A 16,554-nucleotide genomic window follows, 5' to 3' on the forward strand; every position below is an offset into this window, starting at 1 on the left:
TGACCGTTTTGTATCAGGAAAAATAATATTTTTACTCCTGTCTCCGATTAGTGACCGCAGCCGAACCACTGCCTTCTACTATCAATTACATCTATAGAGAAAAAATCCTATGAAAATCTTACATATTACAAATCACGTAGAAAAAATTGGTAATGGCATTGTGAACGTAGCCGTAGATTTAGCCTGTCTACAATCACAAGATGGACATGATGTAGCTGTTGCTTCTGCTGGCGGTGGATTTGAAATTTTACTAGCACAACATAACGTCAAACACTTTCACCTCAATCAATGCAGACAACCCCTCAACTTAATTAAAGCGGCTTGGCGTTTTAAAGAGATTATCCAGCAATTTCAGCCAGATATTGTTCATGCACACATGATGACAGGTGTTGTACTCGCAGGAGTTTTACGCAAAGCTTACAACTATCATTTAGTTTCTACAGTTCACAATGAGTTTCAACGTAGTGCTGTCTTAATGGGATTGGCAGATCGAGTCATCGCTGTCAGCCAAGCCGTATATAATTCTATGGTTCGCCGTGGTATCCCTGAGAATAAATTATGCGTAGTTGCCAACGGCACATTAGGTAGTCCTCGCCACCCCAGCATTCAAGATTACCAACCCCTACCCTTACATAGTCCAGCCATCACCACCGTTGCCGGGATGTATACTCGTAAAGGCATTGCAGAGTTAATCACCGCATTTACCAAAATTGCCCCTAACTTCCCCGCAGCACACTTATATTTAGTTGGTGACGGCCCAGATCGTTCTATCTTTGAAGCAATAGTCAACAACATACCCTGCGGCAAACTACGTCAACGCATTCATTTTGAAGGTTTTCAGCCAGAACCCCAACGTTATATGCTGGCTAGTGATATCTTTGTTTTGGCTTCCTACTGCGAATCTTTTGGTTTAGTCTTAACAGAAGCGCGAGAAGCTGGCTGTGCCATTGTTGCCAGTGATGTAGACGGCATTCCCGAAACATTAGATCATCGTCAAGCTGGCATTCTTGTACCACCAAAAGACAGTCAAACCTTAGCCAATGTTCTCACGCAATTACTTGGTGATCCTGTACAACTCCACTATTGGCAAAACCGCGCCAAACAAAATTTAGAACGGTTCAAAGCAGCACGAGTGCATGAAGAAACAATGAATGTGTATCGTGAATTAGTCAAAAACTATAGCACCCGTAGCGTTATGAATACACAAGAAGTCTTACTCATCAAAACTCCCACCGCCCCAATGCGTTGAATTAACTGAAGTTTGGCATCGCTGGAAACTTTCACCACACTGTTACTAGATTCTGGTGTATGTCATTTTAAAATCAAACAACCAAATTATAAAGACGTGAGCAGAAAAAACATCATCTTGACAACACTTTTACTATTGACCATCAGTGGTACTGCTGTTGCTCAAAATAATCTCCAGTCCATACCTGCTGGTGATAACACGAAAGAAGAACTATCAACCCCTAAATTAAATAGTTCGCCACGAATCTACGTTTATCCTGACAATTCTTTAATCAACATCAGCAGATTTGACATCAACAGAAGGAAAATTGAACAGCGCAAGCTAAAAGCAGGTTTACAATACAAGTCAATTCGTTTAGTTAAATATAACGAGTATTTAGAAGAGAGGAGAAAACGTAACTTAGATGTTATTGAAAACTTACAAGTACACCCCAATAGACAAGTATTTTTAGTGGAAATCGATGCACCATCAGGTTTAGAAATTTCTACAAGACATATGAAACTTAAGCCAAGAATTGGTGTTGACGGCAGAGATATGAACGAACCTCAACCAGAGTCTACAAGAATTAAAAAAGCTAAATTATTTTTTGTTTTTGATGCGGAAACTAATCAAATTTTAAGCTCTGACATCATTGGTGTCAATGAATTATAAACAGATTTGTAACTAAAGAAAATTTGTTACAAATTTCGTTTCAAACGAGATAGAGGCAGATTATAAATAAAGACACATGAGTGTCTTCTATGTTAAGAACCAACGAAAAAATCTGGATTTCGCGTTTGATTATTTTTTATGCCCCAAAGTGATCGCCACGCAATTGGGGCTAATTTTGTGGAGACTCATGTAGTTGCTGCTGAAGTTGTTGGACTTCTGCGATCGACAATCCAGTAATACGAGCCACAACTTCAACTGGAAAACCTTCTCGTAAAGAATTACTGGCAATTTCTCTTTGCTTTCTTGCCTCTGCTTCTTCCTGAATTGAACGGTAAATCACAGATTCTTGCATAATGTCTCTCCTTACTAGACTATAAATTACGTTTTGCTCTAATCTTAACCATCGCTACAACTATTCAACCGCCGATTGGATCATACGGCTTACTTGGGATGTGAGTTTATGCGAACGGAATTGGCATTGGTGACAGGACAAGACTACGTACAGGATTAAATAGGTTTGTGATGATTTAACGTTCCTGGTCAGCGGCGGCTAGTAACCTTTGCCACCCATCGATAACCTCTGTTCCGTCCGCTGCAACACGGCTGTTAGACCGTAGCTCACCGATCGCCGTCTCATTGACTGGCTCCTTGCCCCTTTTACTGACCACGCCCTGGTTTACAATCTGCAAAACCTAACGCCTCTGTATCCAAAAAACTGGCGATCGCCATCTCTACCACCGCCTCAATAGGATATTCAATCTCAGCAGCACGAGCAACAAGAGCGGCACGAATCCGTTCAGGCAAGCGTTCTAGAATGGCTTCTGCATCGGCAAGAGAAAGCTGTTCTTGAAGTTTAGCTTGCATAACTTTACATCTCCGTTGGGATTTGCACGTTGTAAGGCGGCTCGGTGGCTCTGAGAATAATCGCTTCTAGCTCTAATAATAACGCAGGGTTTTCCCAATGCGAAATCAGTTGCATCGCAATCCGCACATCCTCATCGTCATATTTATCGAGCCATGCCCACAGAAACGCTTTGTGCCCACCACTGAAACGACCCCGCAAGCTTTTAGTTTTACCGATGTAGAGCAGTCCATCAGTCTTGTGTCTGATCGCGTAGATGCCAGGACGAGGAGGAATATTCTCAAATCCACGGCTCAAGGACTGGCATTGCTCAAATGGGGTGAAAGCGATCGTGTCTAGAATCCTTCGAGCTTGGATTTGCAGGTCAGAATCGTTGGGTGGCATGAAAGTAAAAAAAGGAATTGCACAGAAGCCATGCTCTCACAAATTCTGCACCTTCATAGTTTTCGCCGCATCTCGATCTGAAAAGCTTCAAATCCCAAACCTTCATACAACGATTTTGCAGGTGAATTTTGCAAGACATGAAGGTCAACTTCTGTACAACCCTTGTCTCGACCCCACTGAAATGCTGCTTCAAAGAGCGATCGCGCAACTCCAGATCGTCGATACGTAGGAACAACATAAATCGCGTGGATGTGAAGGGATGATTTTGGTAAGTATACAGAAAGTAAATTGGCAATGCTAGCTTCGATGATGCCAATCAGTTGACTTGATGCAGCGTCCAGTTGTATACCAAGAAAAAGATGATCGGGGGAATCGATCTGCTGTTGGATGCAATCACGCAACCAATTGGAACCGGAATCAGAGTCTTGAAAAACATAATGACTACCGAAAGATGTCATATCATCGAGCATTGCTTGAAGATATTCAACAACTATTTCGATTTCCTGATGAGAAAGCTTTCGGATTTGCATACCAAGATTTACTTCACAAATATCGGTCTAACTATTTATTAAACAGAAAGTTTCCGTATAATCTTTTTTCAATCCTAATATATCAAGCATTACAACGAACTCCTGTTTGAATATACGGAAAACTTCTTTTTTACCCCCTTATTTGGGTATTATACCGAAATTTTCCGTATAACCACCCTTTACGGGAGGATTATATGGAATTTTTTCGTATATCCCTTGGTTTTATCTAGAATTTTTCCGCATAATATCCTTATTTAGAGTATTAAACGGAATTTTTCTGCATAACACTGATGGAACAACGCCCAAACAAACTGCTTGAACAAGTACAAGATGTTATTCGGCTTAAACACTATTCTTACCAAACAGAGAAAACTTACATTTACGGCTCTCCCAGACTTGGGTTGATAAATTAACACTAAAAAATGGCTAAAACAATTGATATAACAAGGTTTGCCTAAAATAGAATCAAAGATTTAATAAAAATTTACTTTATCTCTTTTAAATCCCAGACTATGTAAGGATTTAACCAGATATCAAGTATTAATTTGTTATAGCTAGTCTAGGAGAGCCACATTTACTAACTCTCTGCGTGAGATAATTTAACCCTGTTGGTGTTGATACAAGGGCGGAAATTTATGGAGTACGACTTTCAAGCATTGGCGGAACTGTACAAAAACGCACTCCTGAATGACGTACTCCCATTTTGGGAAAACCACTCCTTAGACTCGGAACAAGGCGGTTACTTTACCTGCTTAAATCGGGAAGGCCAAGTTTACGACACCGACAAATTTATCTGGTTGCAAAACCGCCAAGTCTGGACTTTTTCAATGTTGTGCAACCAATTAGAAAAACGGGAAAACTGGCTGAACATTGCCAGCAATGGTGCTAAATTTCTTTCTCAACATGGCAGAGATGACGAAGGAAATTGGTATTTTGCCCTCACCCGCGAAGGTCAACCCCTAGTCCAGCCTTACAATATTTTCTCTGATTGCTTTGCGGCTATGGCATTTAGCCAATATGCTTTAGCCTCCGGTGAAGAGTGGGCAAAAGATGTGGCAATGCAAGCTTACAATAATGTGTTGCGTCGCAAAGATAATCCTAAAGGTAAATATACTAAAACTTATCCCGGTACAAGACCAATGAAAGCTTTGGCTGTGCCGATGATTTTAGCTAACTTAACTCTCGAAATGGAATGGTTACTTCCCAGTGAAACTTTAGAGAGTGTTTTAGCAACAACCGTTCAGGAAGTGATGAGTGATTTCCTCGACCAAGAACGAGGACTAATGTATGAAAATGTTGCCCCCGATGGTTCCCACATCAATTGTTTTGAGGGCAGATTAATTAATCCCGGTCACGGTATTGAAGCGATGTGGTTTATTATGGACATCGCCCGCCGAAAAAATGATCTTCAAACAATTAATCAAGCTGTTGATGTGGTACTGAATATCTTAAATTTTGCGTGGGATGAAGAATACGGCGGCTTGTATTACTTTATGGATGCAGATGGACATCCGCCACAGCAATTAGAATGGGATCAAAAGTTGTGGTGGGTGCATCTAGAATCGTTAGTTGCATTAGCAATGGGTTATCGCTTAACAAAGCGTGCAGCCTGCTGGGAATGGTATGAAAAAATGCACGATTACGCCTGGAAGCACTTTGCAGATCCCGAATATGGAGAGTGGTTCGGCTATCTCAATCGGCGTGGAGAAGTATTATTAAATCTCAAAGGCGGTAAATGGAAGGGATGTTTTCATGTACCCCGCGCTTTATACCTGTGTTGGCAACAATTTGCGGCTTTGAGTTCTGAGTCTGTTTAATCTGAGCTAGGGTACAAGTAACACTAATATTAGTGATGGGTCATGAGTGTTGTAACAACCAAGCGATTCTCTATTGATGAGTATCATCGGCTGATTGCATTGGGATTTTTGCAGGAGAATGATCACATTGAATTAATTCGCGGAGAATTGATCCAAATAGTAGCGAAGGGAACGCCGCATACAGTTTGTGGTTCTATTTTATGTCGGCAGCTAGATCGATCGCTTGGCGATCGCGCCGACATTCGCGGCCAAGATCCAATTACTTTACCAAATCAAAGTTAACCTGAACCAGATGTAGCGATCGCACGCGGAATGGATGAAGATTATCTCAGTCATCATCCCTATCCCGAAGATATTTTCTTGGTGATTGAAATCTCAGACACAACCTTAGATTACGACCAAACCACAAAACTAGAAATTTACGCAGAAGCCGGAATTTCTCATTATTGGATTGTCAATTTAAATGCGCGTCAGCTTGAGCGTTACAATCAACCTTATCAAAATGCTCAAGGTAAATTTAACTATCTCAGCAAACAAATTTCCTTACCTCATCATTCCGTCGCCATTCCTGGGTTTGAAGATATTATCTTGGACTTGAATCGGATTTTCCTACTGTTATCAGTGATTGACGAATTTAGGAGCGATGTCCTGAGCTTGTCTAAGGGAACTTGTCGAAGTGTCACATACAATTTAATTCTGAATTCTGACTCCTGAATTCTGTTTAATAACAAAAAACCTCGGCGAAACTAACCGAGGTTCAACGAGAAGGTCTGAATGTCGATGGAAGATACCGATACCGAAGTCTAAAACTCTTAGCTAACTGCAAAACCAAATAATACCAAACCTGTTACAAACAAACTTGCAACTGCGCCTTGGATAACGTAACGACGCTGTTCCCAAATTGCTGGGTATTCAGCGTAGTACATCTGGGGTTCGGTTGCATAGTTGTTTAAAATGCCATCTTCATTAACGGTGGTATACATAGTTGTTTTCCTTGCTTGTTAACTTATGTAAATAAATTTAACAAGTTTGTTACAAAACGTCAACTAGACTTGACAAAAATAATTTTATTCATCTCATTACACTGACTTATCAAATTGAGGGCTGACGCAGTAAGACGAAAAATCAAGGGTTTGGACACCTTCACACCCATTCTTCACAGACAACCTTTGTGCGTGTGGTACTAAACTGAAATCTGGAGTGATGAGGAAAAAGTTGATGCGATTGTTAATTAGTACATTAGTTGCCAGTGTTAGCCTTGGGCTGTCTGCATTACCTGTCCCCGCACAACAGTCGGTTTCTGCAACTCAAGTCGCAGCGATGGTAGAAGCATTGCGAAAAGCTGCACCCCAAACAGGTAAAGTCAACGATGGACTTTACAGCGACTGGCAAGTGCAACCTGGTACAGTCAAAGCTTGGTCGAAATTTTGTTTGAAAAAAGAAATTACACCCACACAGTTTGAAAATAATCCAGCAACTGCTCGCCAAATTATTTCTTGCATCACACGCCGGGAGTTAGACAAACAATTACGCGCTACTAACAATAATGAAACTGCTGCGGTTAATGGTGTCGCCTGTTGGTGGATGACTGGCAACTATACCGGTTGCAATAGTGCTTTTACTGCTGCTTACGTCCGAAAAGTTGTGGCTTTTTATCAGCAGCAACGTAATAAACCCTCTGCGACTCAATCATAGAACTTACAAATCAAATATTTGGGGAAGGGTGTACTTCACGCTCAGTAACTAGGGTGTAGGTGTTAACAACTCTTATACCCTCACACCCTTACACCCATTTCTTGTGTGTAAGTCCTAATATAAATATTGTTTCTCTTAATATATTATTAGTGTAATGATGTGAAATTGATATATAGAAAAATATCAATGGTTATCTATTAAAAATTAAGATGGTAGTTTCTGACAAATAAATGCCAAAATAAGCGAAAATGCTTATTGAAAGTGAATTGTATTTTAAATTCACGCTTGAGCATAGTCTAAGGAAAATTATGTTCTCAACCACTTTTCGTTTAGGGAAAAGTGAGGAGTATGCAAAATTCTGCATACTTCAAATATTATTTGATGCAATTGATTTTCTGTTGAGAACAAAAACTAATTAAATAAACATCATATAGTTGATTTTTAAAAAAGAAATTACATTCAACTCTCACACCACAGGCAATTATCGTGTTAGAAGCATGTATACTCGCAACCATTTTTTGCGGATTTTTTGGCATAATTTTCAAAAAAAATTTGGTAATGAAAATCATCTCGATGGATGTGATGAGTACGGGGGTGATTGCTTATTACGTGCTGATTGCTTCACGGGATGGTTTGTTTACGCCGATTCTTTCTGATGTTAAACAAAGGGCTTATGCTGATCCGGTGCCGCAAGCTGTAATCTTAACTGCGATCGTGATTGGCTTTTCGATTCAAGCATTAATGCTGGTTGGTGTCATGAAACTAGCACGGGATAACCCAACGTTGGAAAGTAATGAAATCGAGAATAACAACACCCCATGAATACCATAACTATCGCCTGGATTGGCTTACCATTTTTTATTGGGTTCGTGATTTATTTGCTGCCCAAACTAGACCGCTATCTCGCCTTGGCTATGGCTTTTGCTTCGGCGGGATATGCCTTACAGCTATTTATCACACCGCCCATAACTCTCAAGTTACTAGATAATTTTGGTGTAACTTTAACAGTAGACCAATTAAGCGGCTACTTTATTTTGACCAATGCTTTGGTAACAGCCGCAGTCATTCTTTATTGTTGGCAAAGCGACAAAACAGCTTTTTTTTACGCCCAGACAATCATTTTGCATGGTAGTGTGAATGCTGCCTTTGTCGGTTCAGATTTGATTAGTTTATACGTCGCCCTAGAGGTAAGTGGCATTGCAGCGTTTCTGTTGATTGCCTATCCCCGCACTGATCGTTCGATTTGGGTAGGCTTGCGCTATTTGTTTGTCAGTAACGTGGCAATGCTATTTTATCTCATCGGTGCGGTGTTAGTCTATCAGGCTGATCATTCCTTTAGTTTTACAGGGTTGCGAGTCGCACCGCCAGAAGCACTGGCATTGATATTTTTGGGACTCTTGACAAAAGGCGGAATTTTTGTATCAGGCTTGTGGTTGCCATTGACTCACTCGGAATCAGAAACACCAGTATCGGCATTGATGTCGGGAGTTGTCGTGAAAGCTGCCGTTTATCCCTTGGTGCGATGTGCGCTGATGGTGGCAGAAGTTGACCCGATAGTGAGAATCTTTGGCGTTGGTACTGCACTTTTGGGCGTGTTTTATGCCGTCTTGGAAAAAGATACTAAGCGAATGCTGGCGTTTCACACAGTTTCCCAGTTGGGTTTTATTCTCGCAGCGCCAATTGTCGGTGGTTTTTATGCCCTGACTCACGGACTGGTGAAGGCGGCATTGTTCTTGATTGCTGGTAGCTTACCCAGTCGCAACTTCAAGGAATTGCAAAATCGACCAATCAATACGGCTGTGTGGATTGCTTTAGTCATCGCTAGTTTCTCAATTTCTGGCTTTCCCTTGTTGTCTGGGTTTGGGGCGAAGGTATTGACAACAAAAAATCTTTTACCTTGGCAAGCGATCGCTATGAATCTAGCCGCCCTCGGAACAGCAATCTCTTTTGCCAAATTCATCTTTCTGCCCTTTGGGGGAGAAGGCAAGACAAAAGCCAGTTTTTGGGCAGCTATGAGTTTATTAATTGGTGGGCTGTTTATCGCCAATATTGCCTATTACGAGGCTTACACCGTTGAGAACATCATCAAACCCCTGGTAACCATTGGTATTGGCTGGTTAGCTTACCTGCTAATTTTTAAACGCTTAGTAATTAAGCTACCGCGTGTACTGGAGCAATTTGATCATCTGATTGGTGTGATGAGTTTAGTGTTAATGCTGCTGTTCTGGAAGGGATTTGCATGGTTGCCTATCTAAATCTGATATTGCGATTGGCGATTTGGTTTTTGCTGACTGCTAACTTCAGTGTGGCAAATATCATTATTGGCGTAAGCATCGCCCTGTTACTGCCCGGTTTGCCTAAAGTCTCAGGCACGTTAAAAGATTGGCTACGTGTGCTATGGGAAATTATTGTCGCCATTCCCCAAGCTTATGTAGAAGCCTTTGAAATTATCTTCCGTCCCCATAACTACGAAGAAGTAACACTCGAACAAGTCAAACCACGCCGCACTCCCGGACTGATATTCCTCGATATCTTTTTGATTACCTTTACACCTAAGACCATTGTTTTGAAATATCACGAAGCAGGCTGGTACGAAGTTCACTGGGTACGCCGGAGGAAAAAGGTATGATTTTGAATCTGCTGTTGTTTGCCATGATGGCGGCACTACTCATCCCCATGTATGAGGCTTGGCAGGAAGATGATATTTGGCAAAAAATGTTGGCATTTGCCAGTATTTCCACCAAAGCAGCCATCATGATTTTAGTTGTTTCTGTCTTGCGTGATGATTGGATGATTGGTGTGGTGGGGGTGATTATCCTGAGTGTGGGAAATGCGGCCTTGATGCTGTTAGCCCAAGTCATCAAACGGATGAGTGATGTTTTGCAAGAGTGAATTATGATCAACGCACTGAGTTATTTCTGCATTGGTTTAGGCGTTTTCTTTTGGTTTTGGGGGACTTTTCCCTTGTTGGGCGATCGCTCGGTATTATTCAAACTGCATGGTCTGACAGTAGCAGATACCCTCGGCTCGATGAGTATCATTGTCGGATTGTTACTGAAGATACCCAGTGAGTGGCCGCTACTGCTTTTGGCGTTCATTTCCCTGGCAATGTGGAATACTATGCTGGGATATGTTTTGGCTTACTGTTCCAGTAGTGAGGAAAGCCATGACTGATAACTATATCTATGTGATCATTCCTCTGCTGCCCTTGGCTGCATCTATGGTGATCTTTCAATCCAATCCCTACCATGCCTTGGTAATGCGGGGAATCTTGGGAGCGATCGCTGCATTTGTATATACCATTTTAGGGGCGGCTGATGTGGCTTTGACTGAGGCCTTGGTGGGGACAATGTTGGCGATTACGCTGTATGCGATCGCAGTACGTTCATCACTAGTTCTGCGTCTGGGATTACTTCAGGAAGATGAAAATGCAGACTTTAAGCCACTGATTGAGAGTTTCCGCACAATTTTTAGCAAACGTTATTATCTCCGCCTAGAACTAGTGCCATACACAGATATAGAAACCTTAAATCAGGCATTAAACAACAAAGAAGTCCATGCAATTTGTCTACCACAGGCAAAACATGATCCTCAAGATGAAGAAACGCAACCATATCAAACCATCACCAGAATCCGCCGCATTTATGACATCATGCACACTCAACTGAAATCACCAATTAGCAGTTTGAGCTATGTCAGTACATCACCAACCAACACACCAGATTTAAAAACACCTGTTTTGGGAGAGCATTCATGATGAAATGGCTCTACATTATTGCCGGAATCGCTTTGTTTGGCAAATTTCTGTTTATTGCTAATCCTACCTTGGATTTACCAGATATCTCAATATTGGAAGTGGTTGTTCAAGATAGTGGCATACCAAATGCCGTGTCAGGGATTATTTTTCGCAATCGCCTGTATGACACTATTTTTGAAGTGGTGGTATTTACAATCGCCATCATGGGAGCTAATTTTTTACTGGCGAATGAGAAACCATCGACCACAGTTTATCGTTTCACCGATCAACCTTCAATTGTATTGGCCAGGTTGGGTGCGACTATCGCTGCTTTAGTCAGTATCGAACTAGGGATTCGCGGACACCTCAGCCCTGGTGGTGGTTTTGCCGCCGGGGTGGCTGGTGGAACAGCAATTGGCTTAGTGGCAATTACCTCATCCCCAGAGTGGATGCAAGCAATTTACCAACGCTGGCAAGCTGCTACATGGGAGAAAATTTCGGTATTAGTTTTTGTGGTTTTGGCGGTGATTAATTTGTCTGGTGTTGAATTACCGCACGGGGAGATGGGCGCACTAATTAGTGGCGGTTTTATTCCTCTACTCAATTTGTTAGTTGCAGTCAAAGTTGCTTTGGGTTCCTGGGCGGTGATTTTGATTTTTATTCGTTATCGAGGATTGTTGTAATACAAAATTTCAGACAATCACAGAGACAGGGACTTTCATCCTAGTGAGGTATGTTCTTCTAAGTAAGTCGTCATGAATATTTATCATCAGGATAAGGCAGGAGGCAGGAGTAAAGAGGCTTTTAGCTTAGTTAATCTTTGGCCACATAGTTAGGTTTTTTCCTACCGACTTACTTAGTCTCCAGTTTCTATTACCTATATGCTTGTACGGCACATATCAATAGTGCAGTAATGTAGCATTGATATACAAATTTATATCAATGCTACATTATGGAAAATAAGACTAAAATTTTTAATGAAAAAATAACTTGAATTAGCATACTCAAAAATACATAGTAAATGTGCGATCGCATACCTGCCTGCCGGAATAAAGTAACTACTGTCCTGATGTCCAACTTCGTAGTTTAGTTAGTGCAGGTTTAGAAGGTGTAGACAAATTGAGTCGGTATTGAAATATTGGGACATAGGAACCATTACCCTCGCGGACAGTAACGAGAAAAGCTGTTTTATTGCGTGGGTCTTTGCTGATTTTATCAATGTAACCAGACTGTATTTGTTTTATGTCTAAAGGTTTTGCTTGTTTAAATCCTGGTTTTGAAATACAAACAATAGTACTTCCATCTTGATATCTACCTGAGTAAAACCAATATGTTTGCCCTTTGGTTTGAAATTCGGATTTATAGAAAACAGTAAACCTGTCAAATTCATTTAATTGCTGATTTTGTTTACAGTTATTGTCAATGTATATTTCTTGAGCAACAGTTGGAGGACTGGAGAATAAAGCTATTATTAAACTGAGAGTAAGTCCAGAGAATAGTTTTGTTTTAGACATAAATTTATTAATCAAAAGTTCTCTCTAAGAATCATACTGCTTGAACTGCAAACTTCTTTAAACAACATCTCCAAACAACTGGTAAATTCTGAGGAGCGATCGCTCAGAAATAATCTGACTGTGAAAAAATGGTAGAAAGCACCCTGAAGGTTGCGGATGATGGGAGTTTAATTTTGTTTGCGGTGGGTTAGCGATCGCCTAACCCATCCCTGTTAAGATTAAAAATTTAAGATTTATTCTTCGTCATCTTCACATTCTTCGTCGTCTTCCTCATCTTCATCTGCGCCAAATATTTCATCTATGAGTTCTTGAGCGCGTTCGTTGGAAATATTCAACGCCTCTTGTAACTCCGAAATATAATTTTGTTCTTCATCAGGTACTTCTTGATCAATACCTACTACCAAAATGGCAGTGATGTATGCAGCTTCCCGATAACCTCTGTTGGGTAAGGATTCAATGGCTTTGACAATTAATTCTTCTGGATCTTCTTCTTCTAGCAGGCTGGTTAAGGTTTCGCCTAATTCGTCAAAATCTTCTTCCTCATAATCTTCAAATTGGGCAATTTCGCCTAGCATTTCGCTCAAGGCATATTCTTCTGCGTTAGAAATACCTTCACCATCAGATGCGGCGGAAAATAGTCCGATCAGAGCGATCGCAACTTCTGGTTCTAAAGCTACTGAACTGGCGCTACGGCCTTTAGGCAAACGTCTAGACATAAAAATCCTATAAAAGTTTGATACTGCGTCAAAAAGCAATCTCTAAGGCTGGAAATCGCTTCCACATTAGCATTCCCAAAAAAATACGAAAAAACACAGATGCTTTTGTTTTTTTTGTAAACTTTTTTATATAGCAGAAGGCAGAAGCCAGGAGGCAGAAGGCAGGAGGTAAAAGTATTACTATGCCAGTCATTCAAGCTTTCAAGTTGTCCTAACATCTCACCGTTGTTATATATCTTGTACCAAGGAACTGAAGTGAAGCCTCAGCTAAACGGACAAAACTCTCTTGTATAGGTTTCAAAGGCGTAACTTTACCCCGTATCATGTTTGCTTAATCACGGCAAGTTAATAAACCTAATTTAATCAATGGTTTCTATAACTATCAAATATGGATACTTATGGCGAGTTCTGGGACGAGCTGCTGAATATAACAGATTTGTGTTTGTCCCGGTTTTAGGCGAATTATACGACGGAATCAACATTAGACCTTATCGTAGACAAGAAGAAACTCCCACATTTCCGCTAACAGACTACATAGACAATCAACTACCAAAAATTATCGAGCGTTGTCGTCACAAATGCGGCAAAATCGCTGATGCTGTGTGGGTGCGTGGTAGAATTCCGCCAATATTTGGCTTTACACCTTTAAGTTTGCCATTTGCAGACTATAAATACGCGCTGCTAGAGCAAACATTCATGGCTTGTCAGCAATCTTCTGTAAATAATGATTGGGTAGCATATCCATTTGTTTGTGAAGACTATGATTTAAGTGTTGGGTTACGGTTTATTCCAGATACTTCATTAACGGAAGTATATCAATCTATTGCCAAAGCATTTTGGGAATTACTGCTGCTGGAACCTAATCATGTTCACCCGTTTTGTGATGGTTACGTACATTACAATGAATTGGATGATGAAGAATGGTTACTTGTAGCTTTAACAAATAGGCGCTGTATTATCGAGTTCTCAGATTCTATTGATTTTTGATTGGTTAGGAAATAATTAAAAATTTCGCCAAAATAATTATATTTAGTTGGAATGACAAATAATGAATTTCTCATTTCAGACTGATGCAGATACTGTACGATTATTTCAAATAGTTGTTTGGTGTCTCAAGAAATACTTCTTCTATACAGATGATTTAGCTGTAGAAGTTATCAACAGTTACTATACAAAAAATTCAAACATACATGATGATGACTTTTATCACCATGAAATGCCATTTAGAGTGGCGCTAAGAGTTCATTATTTTGAGGTTTTGCAGGGAGAAGCTAATAAATTTCATGACTGGATTAGAGAATCTGATTATAATTCTACTCCTAGAGAAGTCATCAATTATTTTCAACAACATTATTTTGTGAATAAGTAATACCAATTCGTAGGTCGGTTGGAGCGATCGCGTAACCCAAAAAATTCTGGGTAATGTTTGGTTTTGTTACCCCATCCAACATACTGAAGATGTTTATCGGAATTAAAGTGAACTTTACCACCACATTCATTTGTCTATTAATCTGTTATTCTTAAATCTCATAGTCACGTCGGGTTCTGGAAAGCCTTTTTTCCACTTATAATAGGTAAATGTTGTGTCAGAACTCAATTGACTTCCACCATCTTCTGTCCCCGGTGAACCAATGATTTTCACAACTTCTTCGTAGGTCATTCCATATTTTACTGCTTCATACTCAGCTTGTGTAATTTCCGACTCTTGTTGGATAGAAATTTCTGGAAAAATTGATGTAATAAAACGAAATATTCCCCACCCAACTGTTAAGGGAAAGCTGAGAGCAATGAAAATTATCACTACACCAATCCAGGAATTAGAGCTTTTGGGTTGTGACCTTATATTTGATGTTTTGGCAAAAGCAGGAACAGAATTATAAGAGTTTTCAGCTATTGGTGTAACTTTTAATTGTTGCGTAATTTGATTTTCTATTAGTAAAATATCCTCGTATTTAAGCTCCCAGCGTTCTATGAATTGATTGAGCTTGTGACGAGTTATTTCACTTAAACTAGATTCACGCTGGATGTGACCTAAGAAAATCTGCTTGTATTGTTCCAAGTTATTTTGATAGTTTTTATAGGCTTCTAATACTGCAATTTCAATATAATTAGCTTCAACTTGAGAAATTCCTAGCTGACTTGATAATTCATCAAGATAGCGGCGATCTGGTGGAAAAATATTGCCATCAGTCAAAACTCTTTCAACTTCTTTTTGATATCTTCGTTGTGGATCACGAATCCCAGCTTTAACAAGCAAAATTTTGAAGCCCTCTTTGACTGCATAAATTTCGGGCTTCATTGCCGGGACAGTTTCTTGTACTCTTTGTTTAGCATAGTTGTGTAATTCATCTACTGCGATCGCTCCATCGCTGTTGGAATCCGCAGCCCCGGTTTCAATTCCTTCTACTAAATACTGGGTATAAATTGACAGTTCTGTGCCTTTTTGCTCAAAAGAGTATTGAGTAGAAGTTGAGGAAGTCAGTACAACTCGCCCTTCACCTCCTAACTGATTGTTCACATTGATTGAACCATCATCTTTAGCTAACAAGTTTTCTGCAAAGGCTCCGCTAAAGCAGCAGTCAAGAATAATAACTTGATGTCGTGAGCGACTGTTGCTCATGATGTCATGTACAAAAGTTGCAGGAACAGCCGTAGCTTTAACTAATTCTCCTTGAGATGTTTTGCGGGTGAGACGAGTAGCAAAGTAAAGTTTTCCACTAGAGTCTTTAATCCCATGACCGGAAAAAAAGAGTAACACTAAATCATCTCGTTTACGGTTAGCGAAAAGGTTCTCAATTGCTTCCTGCATTGCTAATGGTTCAGGGTTAATCAGTGGTTGCACACTATCAAAATTCCCCATTTCAGGATGTAGGAGAACCCTCTGTACAGCTTCCACATCTTTTGTCGCAGCAGGTAAGGGATTTAACCCTTGTGTGTATTCACTTACACCAATTAGTAAAGCTAACTTTGGCATTTTAGCTAGTTACCCTGTTACAAATGTTTGAGATGGCTCAATTTTTACTACTAATTTTTGACGACTATCAGCCTTAATCCTAAGTTTCCTCCTATTTATTTCTACTTCTGGCGCATAACTTTTTCCAGATACAGCATTGAAACTCAATAAGGTACACCGCAAAAGAATTAAATCTAGAAATTCTTCTTTTCTCTACCTCCTGGCATATCAGCCAATACAGTTTAGATAAGAACCCTAAATTACAACAAAAGCAACAAATAATGACGAATAACTCAATAAAAAACGAAAAAATGATTCTGGAGGGGGTTTGGGGGACGCAACCGTCCCCCAATCGGGGGCGTGGGGGAGAATCCCCCAAATCTTTCTCATTGTCTTATCAGCAATAATTGTTGAAAAAAAAGGTGGGAAATACCCACCTCAATCTTT

General features: G+C 40.2%; 22 protein-coding genes and 2 pseudogenes. 15 read left to right on the top strand and 9 right to left on the bottom strand.

Going from position 1 to position 16,554, the window contains the following annotated elements; genetic code table 11:
• The first annotated feature begins 109 nt into the window (after positions 1 to 109).
• Positions 110 to 1,249 carry a glycosyltransferase family 4 protein gene (locus H6G75_RS13855; protein ID WP_190980634.1) on the top strand — a complete coding sequence of 380 codons (1,140 nt, stop codon included), beginning with the start codon at positions 110 to 112 and terminating at the stop codon, positions 1,247 to 1,249.
• A 12-nt stretch (positions 1,250 to 1,261) separates the two neighbouring features.
• Entirely contained in the window at positions 1,262 to 1,900 is a 639-nt protein-coding gene (locus H6G75_RS13860) for a hypothetical protein (protein WP_206757373.1), read from the top strand.
• Positions 1,901 to 2,069: 169 nt separating this feature from the next.
• On the opposite strand, the gene H6G75_RS13865 is transcribed toward H6G75_RS13860, so the two are convergent.
• A complete protein-coding gene (locus H6G75_RS13865) occupies positions 2,070 to 2,252 on the bottom strand; it encodes a hypothetical protein (protein ID WP_190980636.1) in 183 nt (60 codons plus the stop codon).
• 72 nt (positions 2,253 to 2,324) lie between these two features.
• On the opposite strand from H6G75_RS13865, the pseudogene H6G75_RS13870 reads away from it, so the two are divergent.
• A pseudogene (locus tag H6G75_RS13870) lies at positions 2,325 to 2,411 on the top strand (DUF4346 domain-containing protein); the annotation flags it as partial.
• Positions 2,412 to 2,557: 146 nt separating this feature from the next.
• Here the strand turns inward: H6G75_RS13870 and H6G75_RS13875 are convergent.
• Positions 2,558 to 2,764 carry a hypothetical protein gene (locus H6G75_RS13875; RefSeq protein ID WP_190980637.1) on the bottom strand — a complete coding sequence of 69 codons (207 nt, stop codon included), beginning with the start codon at positions 2,762 to 2,764 and terminating at the stop codon, positions 2,558 to 2,560.
• 4 nt (positions 2,765 to 2,768) lie between these two features.
• The gene (locus H6G75_RS33775) at positions 2,769 to 3,011 is read right to left on the bottom strand and encodes a GIY-YIG nuclease family protein (RefSeq protein WP_313934845.1); all 243 of its coding nucleotides are present in this window, start codon (positions 3,009 to 3,011) and stop codon (positions 2,769 to 2,771) included.
• On the opposite strand from H6G75_RS33775, the gene H6G75_RS33780 reads away from it, so the two are divergent.
• Complete coding sequence (locus tag H6G75_RS33780; RefSeq protein ID WP_313934846.1) at positions 2,937 to 3,101, top strand: hypothetical protein; 165 nt, start codon at positions 2,937 to 2,939, stop codon at positions 3,099 to 3,101. The genes H6G75_RS33775 and H6G75_RS33780 overlap by 75 nt on opposite strands.
• A gap of 98 nt (positions 3,102 to 3,199) precedes the next feature.
• Here the strand turns inward: H6G75_RS33780 and H6G75_RS13885 are convergent, their stop codons facing one another.
• Positions 3,200 to 3,676, bottom strand: a complete 477-nt coding sequence (locus H6G75_RS13885) for a GNAT family N-acetyltransferase (protein ID WP_190980639.1) — start codon at positions 3,674 to 3,676, stop codon at positions 3,200 to 3,202.
• A gap of 635 nt (positions 3,677 to 4,311) precedes the next feature.
• Here H6G75_RS13885 and H6G75_RS13890 point away from each other — a divergent pair.
• Both H6G75_RS13890 and H6G75_RS13895 read left to right on the top strand, forming a co-directional pair.
• Entirely contained in the window at positions 4,312 to 5,493 is a 1,182-nt protein-coding gene (locus H6G75_RS13890) for an AGE family epimerase/isomerase (protein ID WP_190980640.1), read from the top strand.
• A gap of 42 nt (positions 5,494 to 5,535) precedes the next feature.
• Positions 5,536 to 6,102 (top strand): annotated as a pseudogene (locus H6G75_RS13895) (Uma2 family endonuclease); the annotation flags it as partial.
• 203 nt (positions 6,103 to 6,305) lie between these two features.
• Here H6G75_RS13895 and psb34 read toward each other — a convergent pair.
• Positions 6,306 to 6,476, bottom strand: coding sequence for a photosystem II assembly protein Psb34 (gene psb34 / locus H6G75_RS13900; RefSeq protein WP_190980641.1), 171 nt, complete (start codon positions 6,474 to 6,476; stop codon positions 6,306 to 6,308).
• A gap of 235 nt (positions 6,477 to 6,711) precedes the next feature.
• Here psb34 and H6G75_RS13905 point away from each other — a divergent pair, with 235 nt between their 5' ends.
• The 8 genes from H6G75_RS13905 to H6G75_RS13940 all read left to right on the top strand — a co-directional run bounded on the left by H6G75_RS13905 (position 6,712) and on the right by H6G75_RS13940 (position 11,607).
• On the top strand, positions 6,712 to 7,188 hold the full coding sequence (locus tag H6G75_RS13905) for a hypothetical protein (protein WP_190980642.1): 477 nt from the start codon (positions 6,712 to 6,714) through the stop codon (positions 7,186 to 7,188).
• Between the two features lie 486 nt (positions 7,189 to 7,674).
• Positions 7,675 to 8,010 carry an NADH-quinone oxidoreductase subunit K gene (locus tag H6G75_RS13910; RefSeq protein ID WP_190593086.1) on the top strand — a complete coding sequence of 112 codons (336 nt, stop codon included), beginning with the start codon at positions 7,675 to 7,677 and terminating at the stop codon, positions 8,008 to 8,010.
• A complete protein-coding gene (locus tag H6G75_RS13915; RefSeq protein ID WP_190980643.1) occupies positions 8,007 to 9,443 on the top strand; it encodes a cation:proton antiporter in 1,437 nt (478 codons plus the stop codon). The genes H6G75_RS13910 and H6G75_RS13915 overlap by 4 nt, the downstream gene beginning before the upstream one ends.
• The gene (locus tag H6G75_RS13920) at positions 9,428 to 9,817 is read left to right on the top strand and encodes a Na+/H+ antiporter subunit E (protein WP_190980644.1); all 390 of its coding nucleotides are present in this window, start codon (positions 9,428 to 9,430) and stop codon (positions 9,815 to 9,817) included. Before H6G75_RS13915 ends, H6G75_RS13920 begins: the two co-directional genes overlap by 16 nt.
• Positions 9,814 to 10,080 (top strand): hypothetical protein, encoded by a 267-nt coding sequence (locus tag H6G75_RS13925; protein WP_190980645.1) that lies wholly within the window; start codon positions 9,814 to 9,816, stop codon positions 10,078 to 10,080. Before H6G75_RS13920 ends, H6G75_RS13925 begins: the two co-directional genes overlap by 4 nt.
• Positions 10,081 to 10,083: 3 nt before the next feature.
• Positions 10,084 to 10,362, top strand: coding sequence for a monovalent cation/H(+) antiporter subunit G (locus tag H6G75_RS13930; RefSeq protein WP_190593107.1), 279 nt, complete (start codon positions 10,084 to 10,086; stop codon positions 10,360 to 10,362).
• The gene (locus H6G75_RS13935) at positions 10,355 to 10,945 is read left to right on the top strand and encodes a DUF4040 domain-containing protein (RefSeq protein WP_190980646.1); all 591 of its coding nucleotides are present in this window, start codon (positions 10,355 to 10,357) and stop codon (positions 10,943 to 10,945) included. Before H6G75_RS13930 ends, H6G75_RS13935 begins: the two co-directional genes overlap by 8 nt.
• Positions 10,945 to 11,607, top strand: a complete 663-nt coding sequence (locus H6G75_RS13940) for a Na(+)/H(+) antiporter subunit B (protein WP_190980699.1) — start codon at positions 10,945 to 10,947, stop codon at positions 11,605 to 11,607. Before H6G75_RS13935 ends, H6G75_RS13940 begins: the two co-directional genes overlap by 1 nt.
• A 375-nt stretch (positions 11,608 to 11,982) precedes the next feature.
• Here the strand turns inward: H6G75_RS13940 and H6G75_RS13945 are convergent, their stop codons facing one another.
• Entirely contained in the window at positions 11,983 to 12,438 is a 456-nt protein-coding gene (locus H6G75_RS13945) for a hypothetical protein (RefSeq protein ID WP_190980647.1), read from the bottom strand.
• Between the two features lie 233 nt (positions 12,439 to 12,671).
• Positions 12,672 to 13,154: a hypothetical protein gene (locus tag H6G75_RS13950; protein ID WP_190980648.1), complete on the bottom strand. Its 483-nt coding sequence runs from the start codon at positions 13,152 to 13,154 to the stop codon at positions 12,672 to 12,674.
• Positions 13,155 to 13,520: 366 nt separating this feature from the next.
• Between H6G75_RS13950 and H6G75_RS13955 the strand changes: the two genes are divergently transcribed.
• Positions 13,521 to 14,141, top strand: a complete 621-nt coding sequence (locus H6G75_RS13955) for a hypothetical protein (protein ID WP_190980649.1) — start codon at positions 13,521 to 13,523, stop codon at positions 14,139 to 14,141.
• 344 nt (positions 14,142 to 14,485) lie between these two features.
• Here H6G75_RS13955 and H6G75_RS32790 read toward each other — a convergent pair whose 3' ends face one another.
• Together H6G75_RS32790 and H6G75_RS13965 are read right to left on the bottom strand one after the other, a co-directional pair.
• Positions 14,486 to 14,653: a hypothetical protein gene (locus H6G75_RS32790; protein WP_206757374.1), complete on the bottom strand. Its 168-nt coding sequence runs from the start codon at positions 14,651 to 14,653 to the stop codon at positions 14,486 to 14,488.
• Positions 14,650 to 16,128 carry a caspase, EACC1-associated type gene (locus tag H6G75_RS13965; RefSeq protein ID WP_190980651.1) on the bottom strand — a complete coding sequence of 493 codons (1,479 nt, stop codon included), beginning with the start codon at positions 16,126 to 16,128 and terminating at the stop codon, positions 14,650 to 14,652. The genes H6G75_RS32790 and H6G75_RS13965 overlap by 4 nt, the downstream gene beginning before the upstream one ends.
• Between the last annotated feature and the right edge of the window lie 426 nt (positions 16,129 to 16,554).

This window comes from Nostoc sp. FACHB-280 (assembly GCF_014697615.1).
Taxonomy (GTDB): Bacteria; Cyanobacteriota; Cyanobacteriia; order Cyanobacteriales; family Nostocaceae; genus Nostoc_B.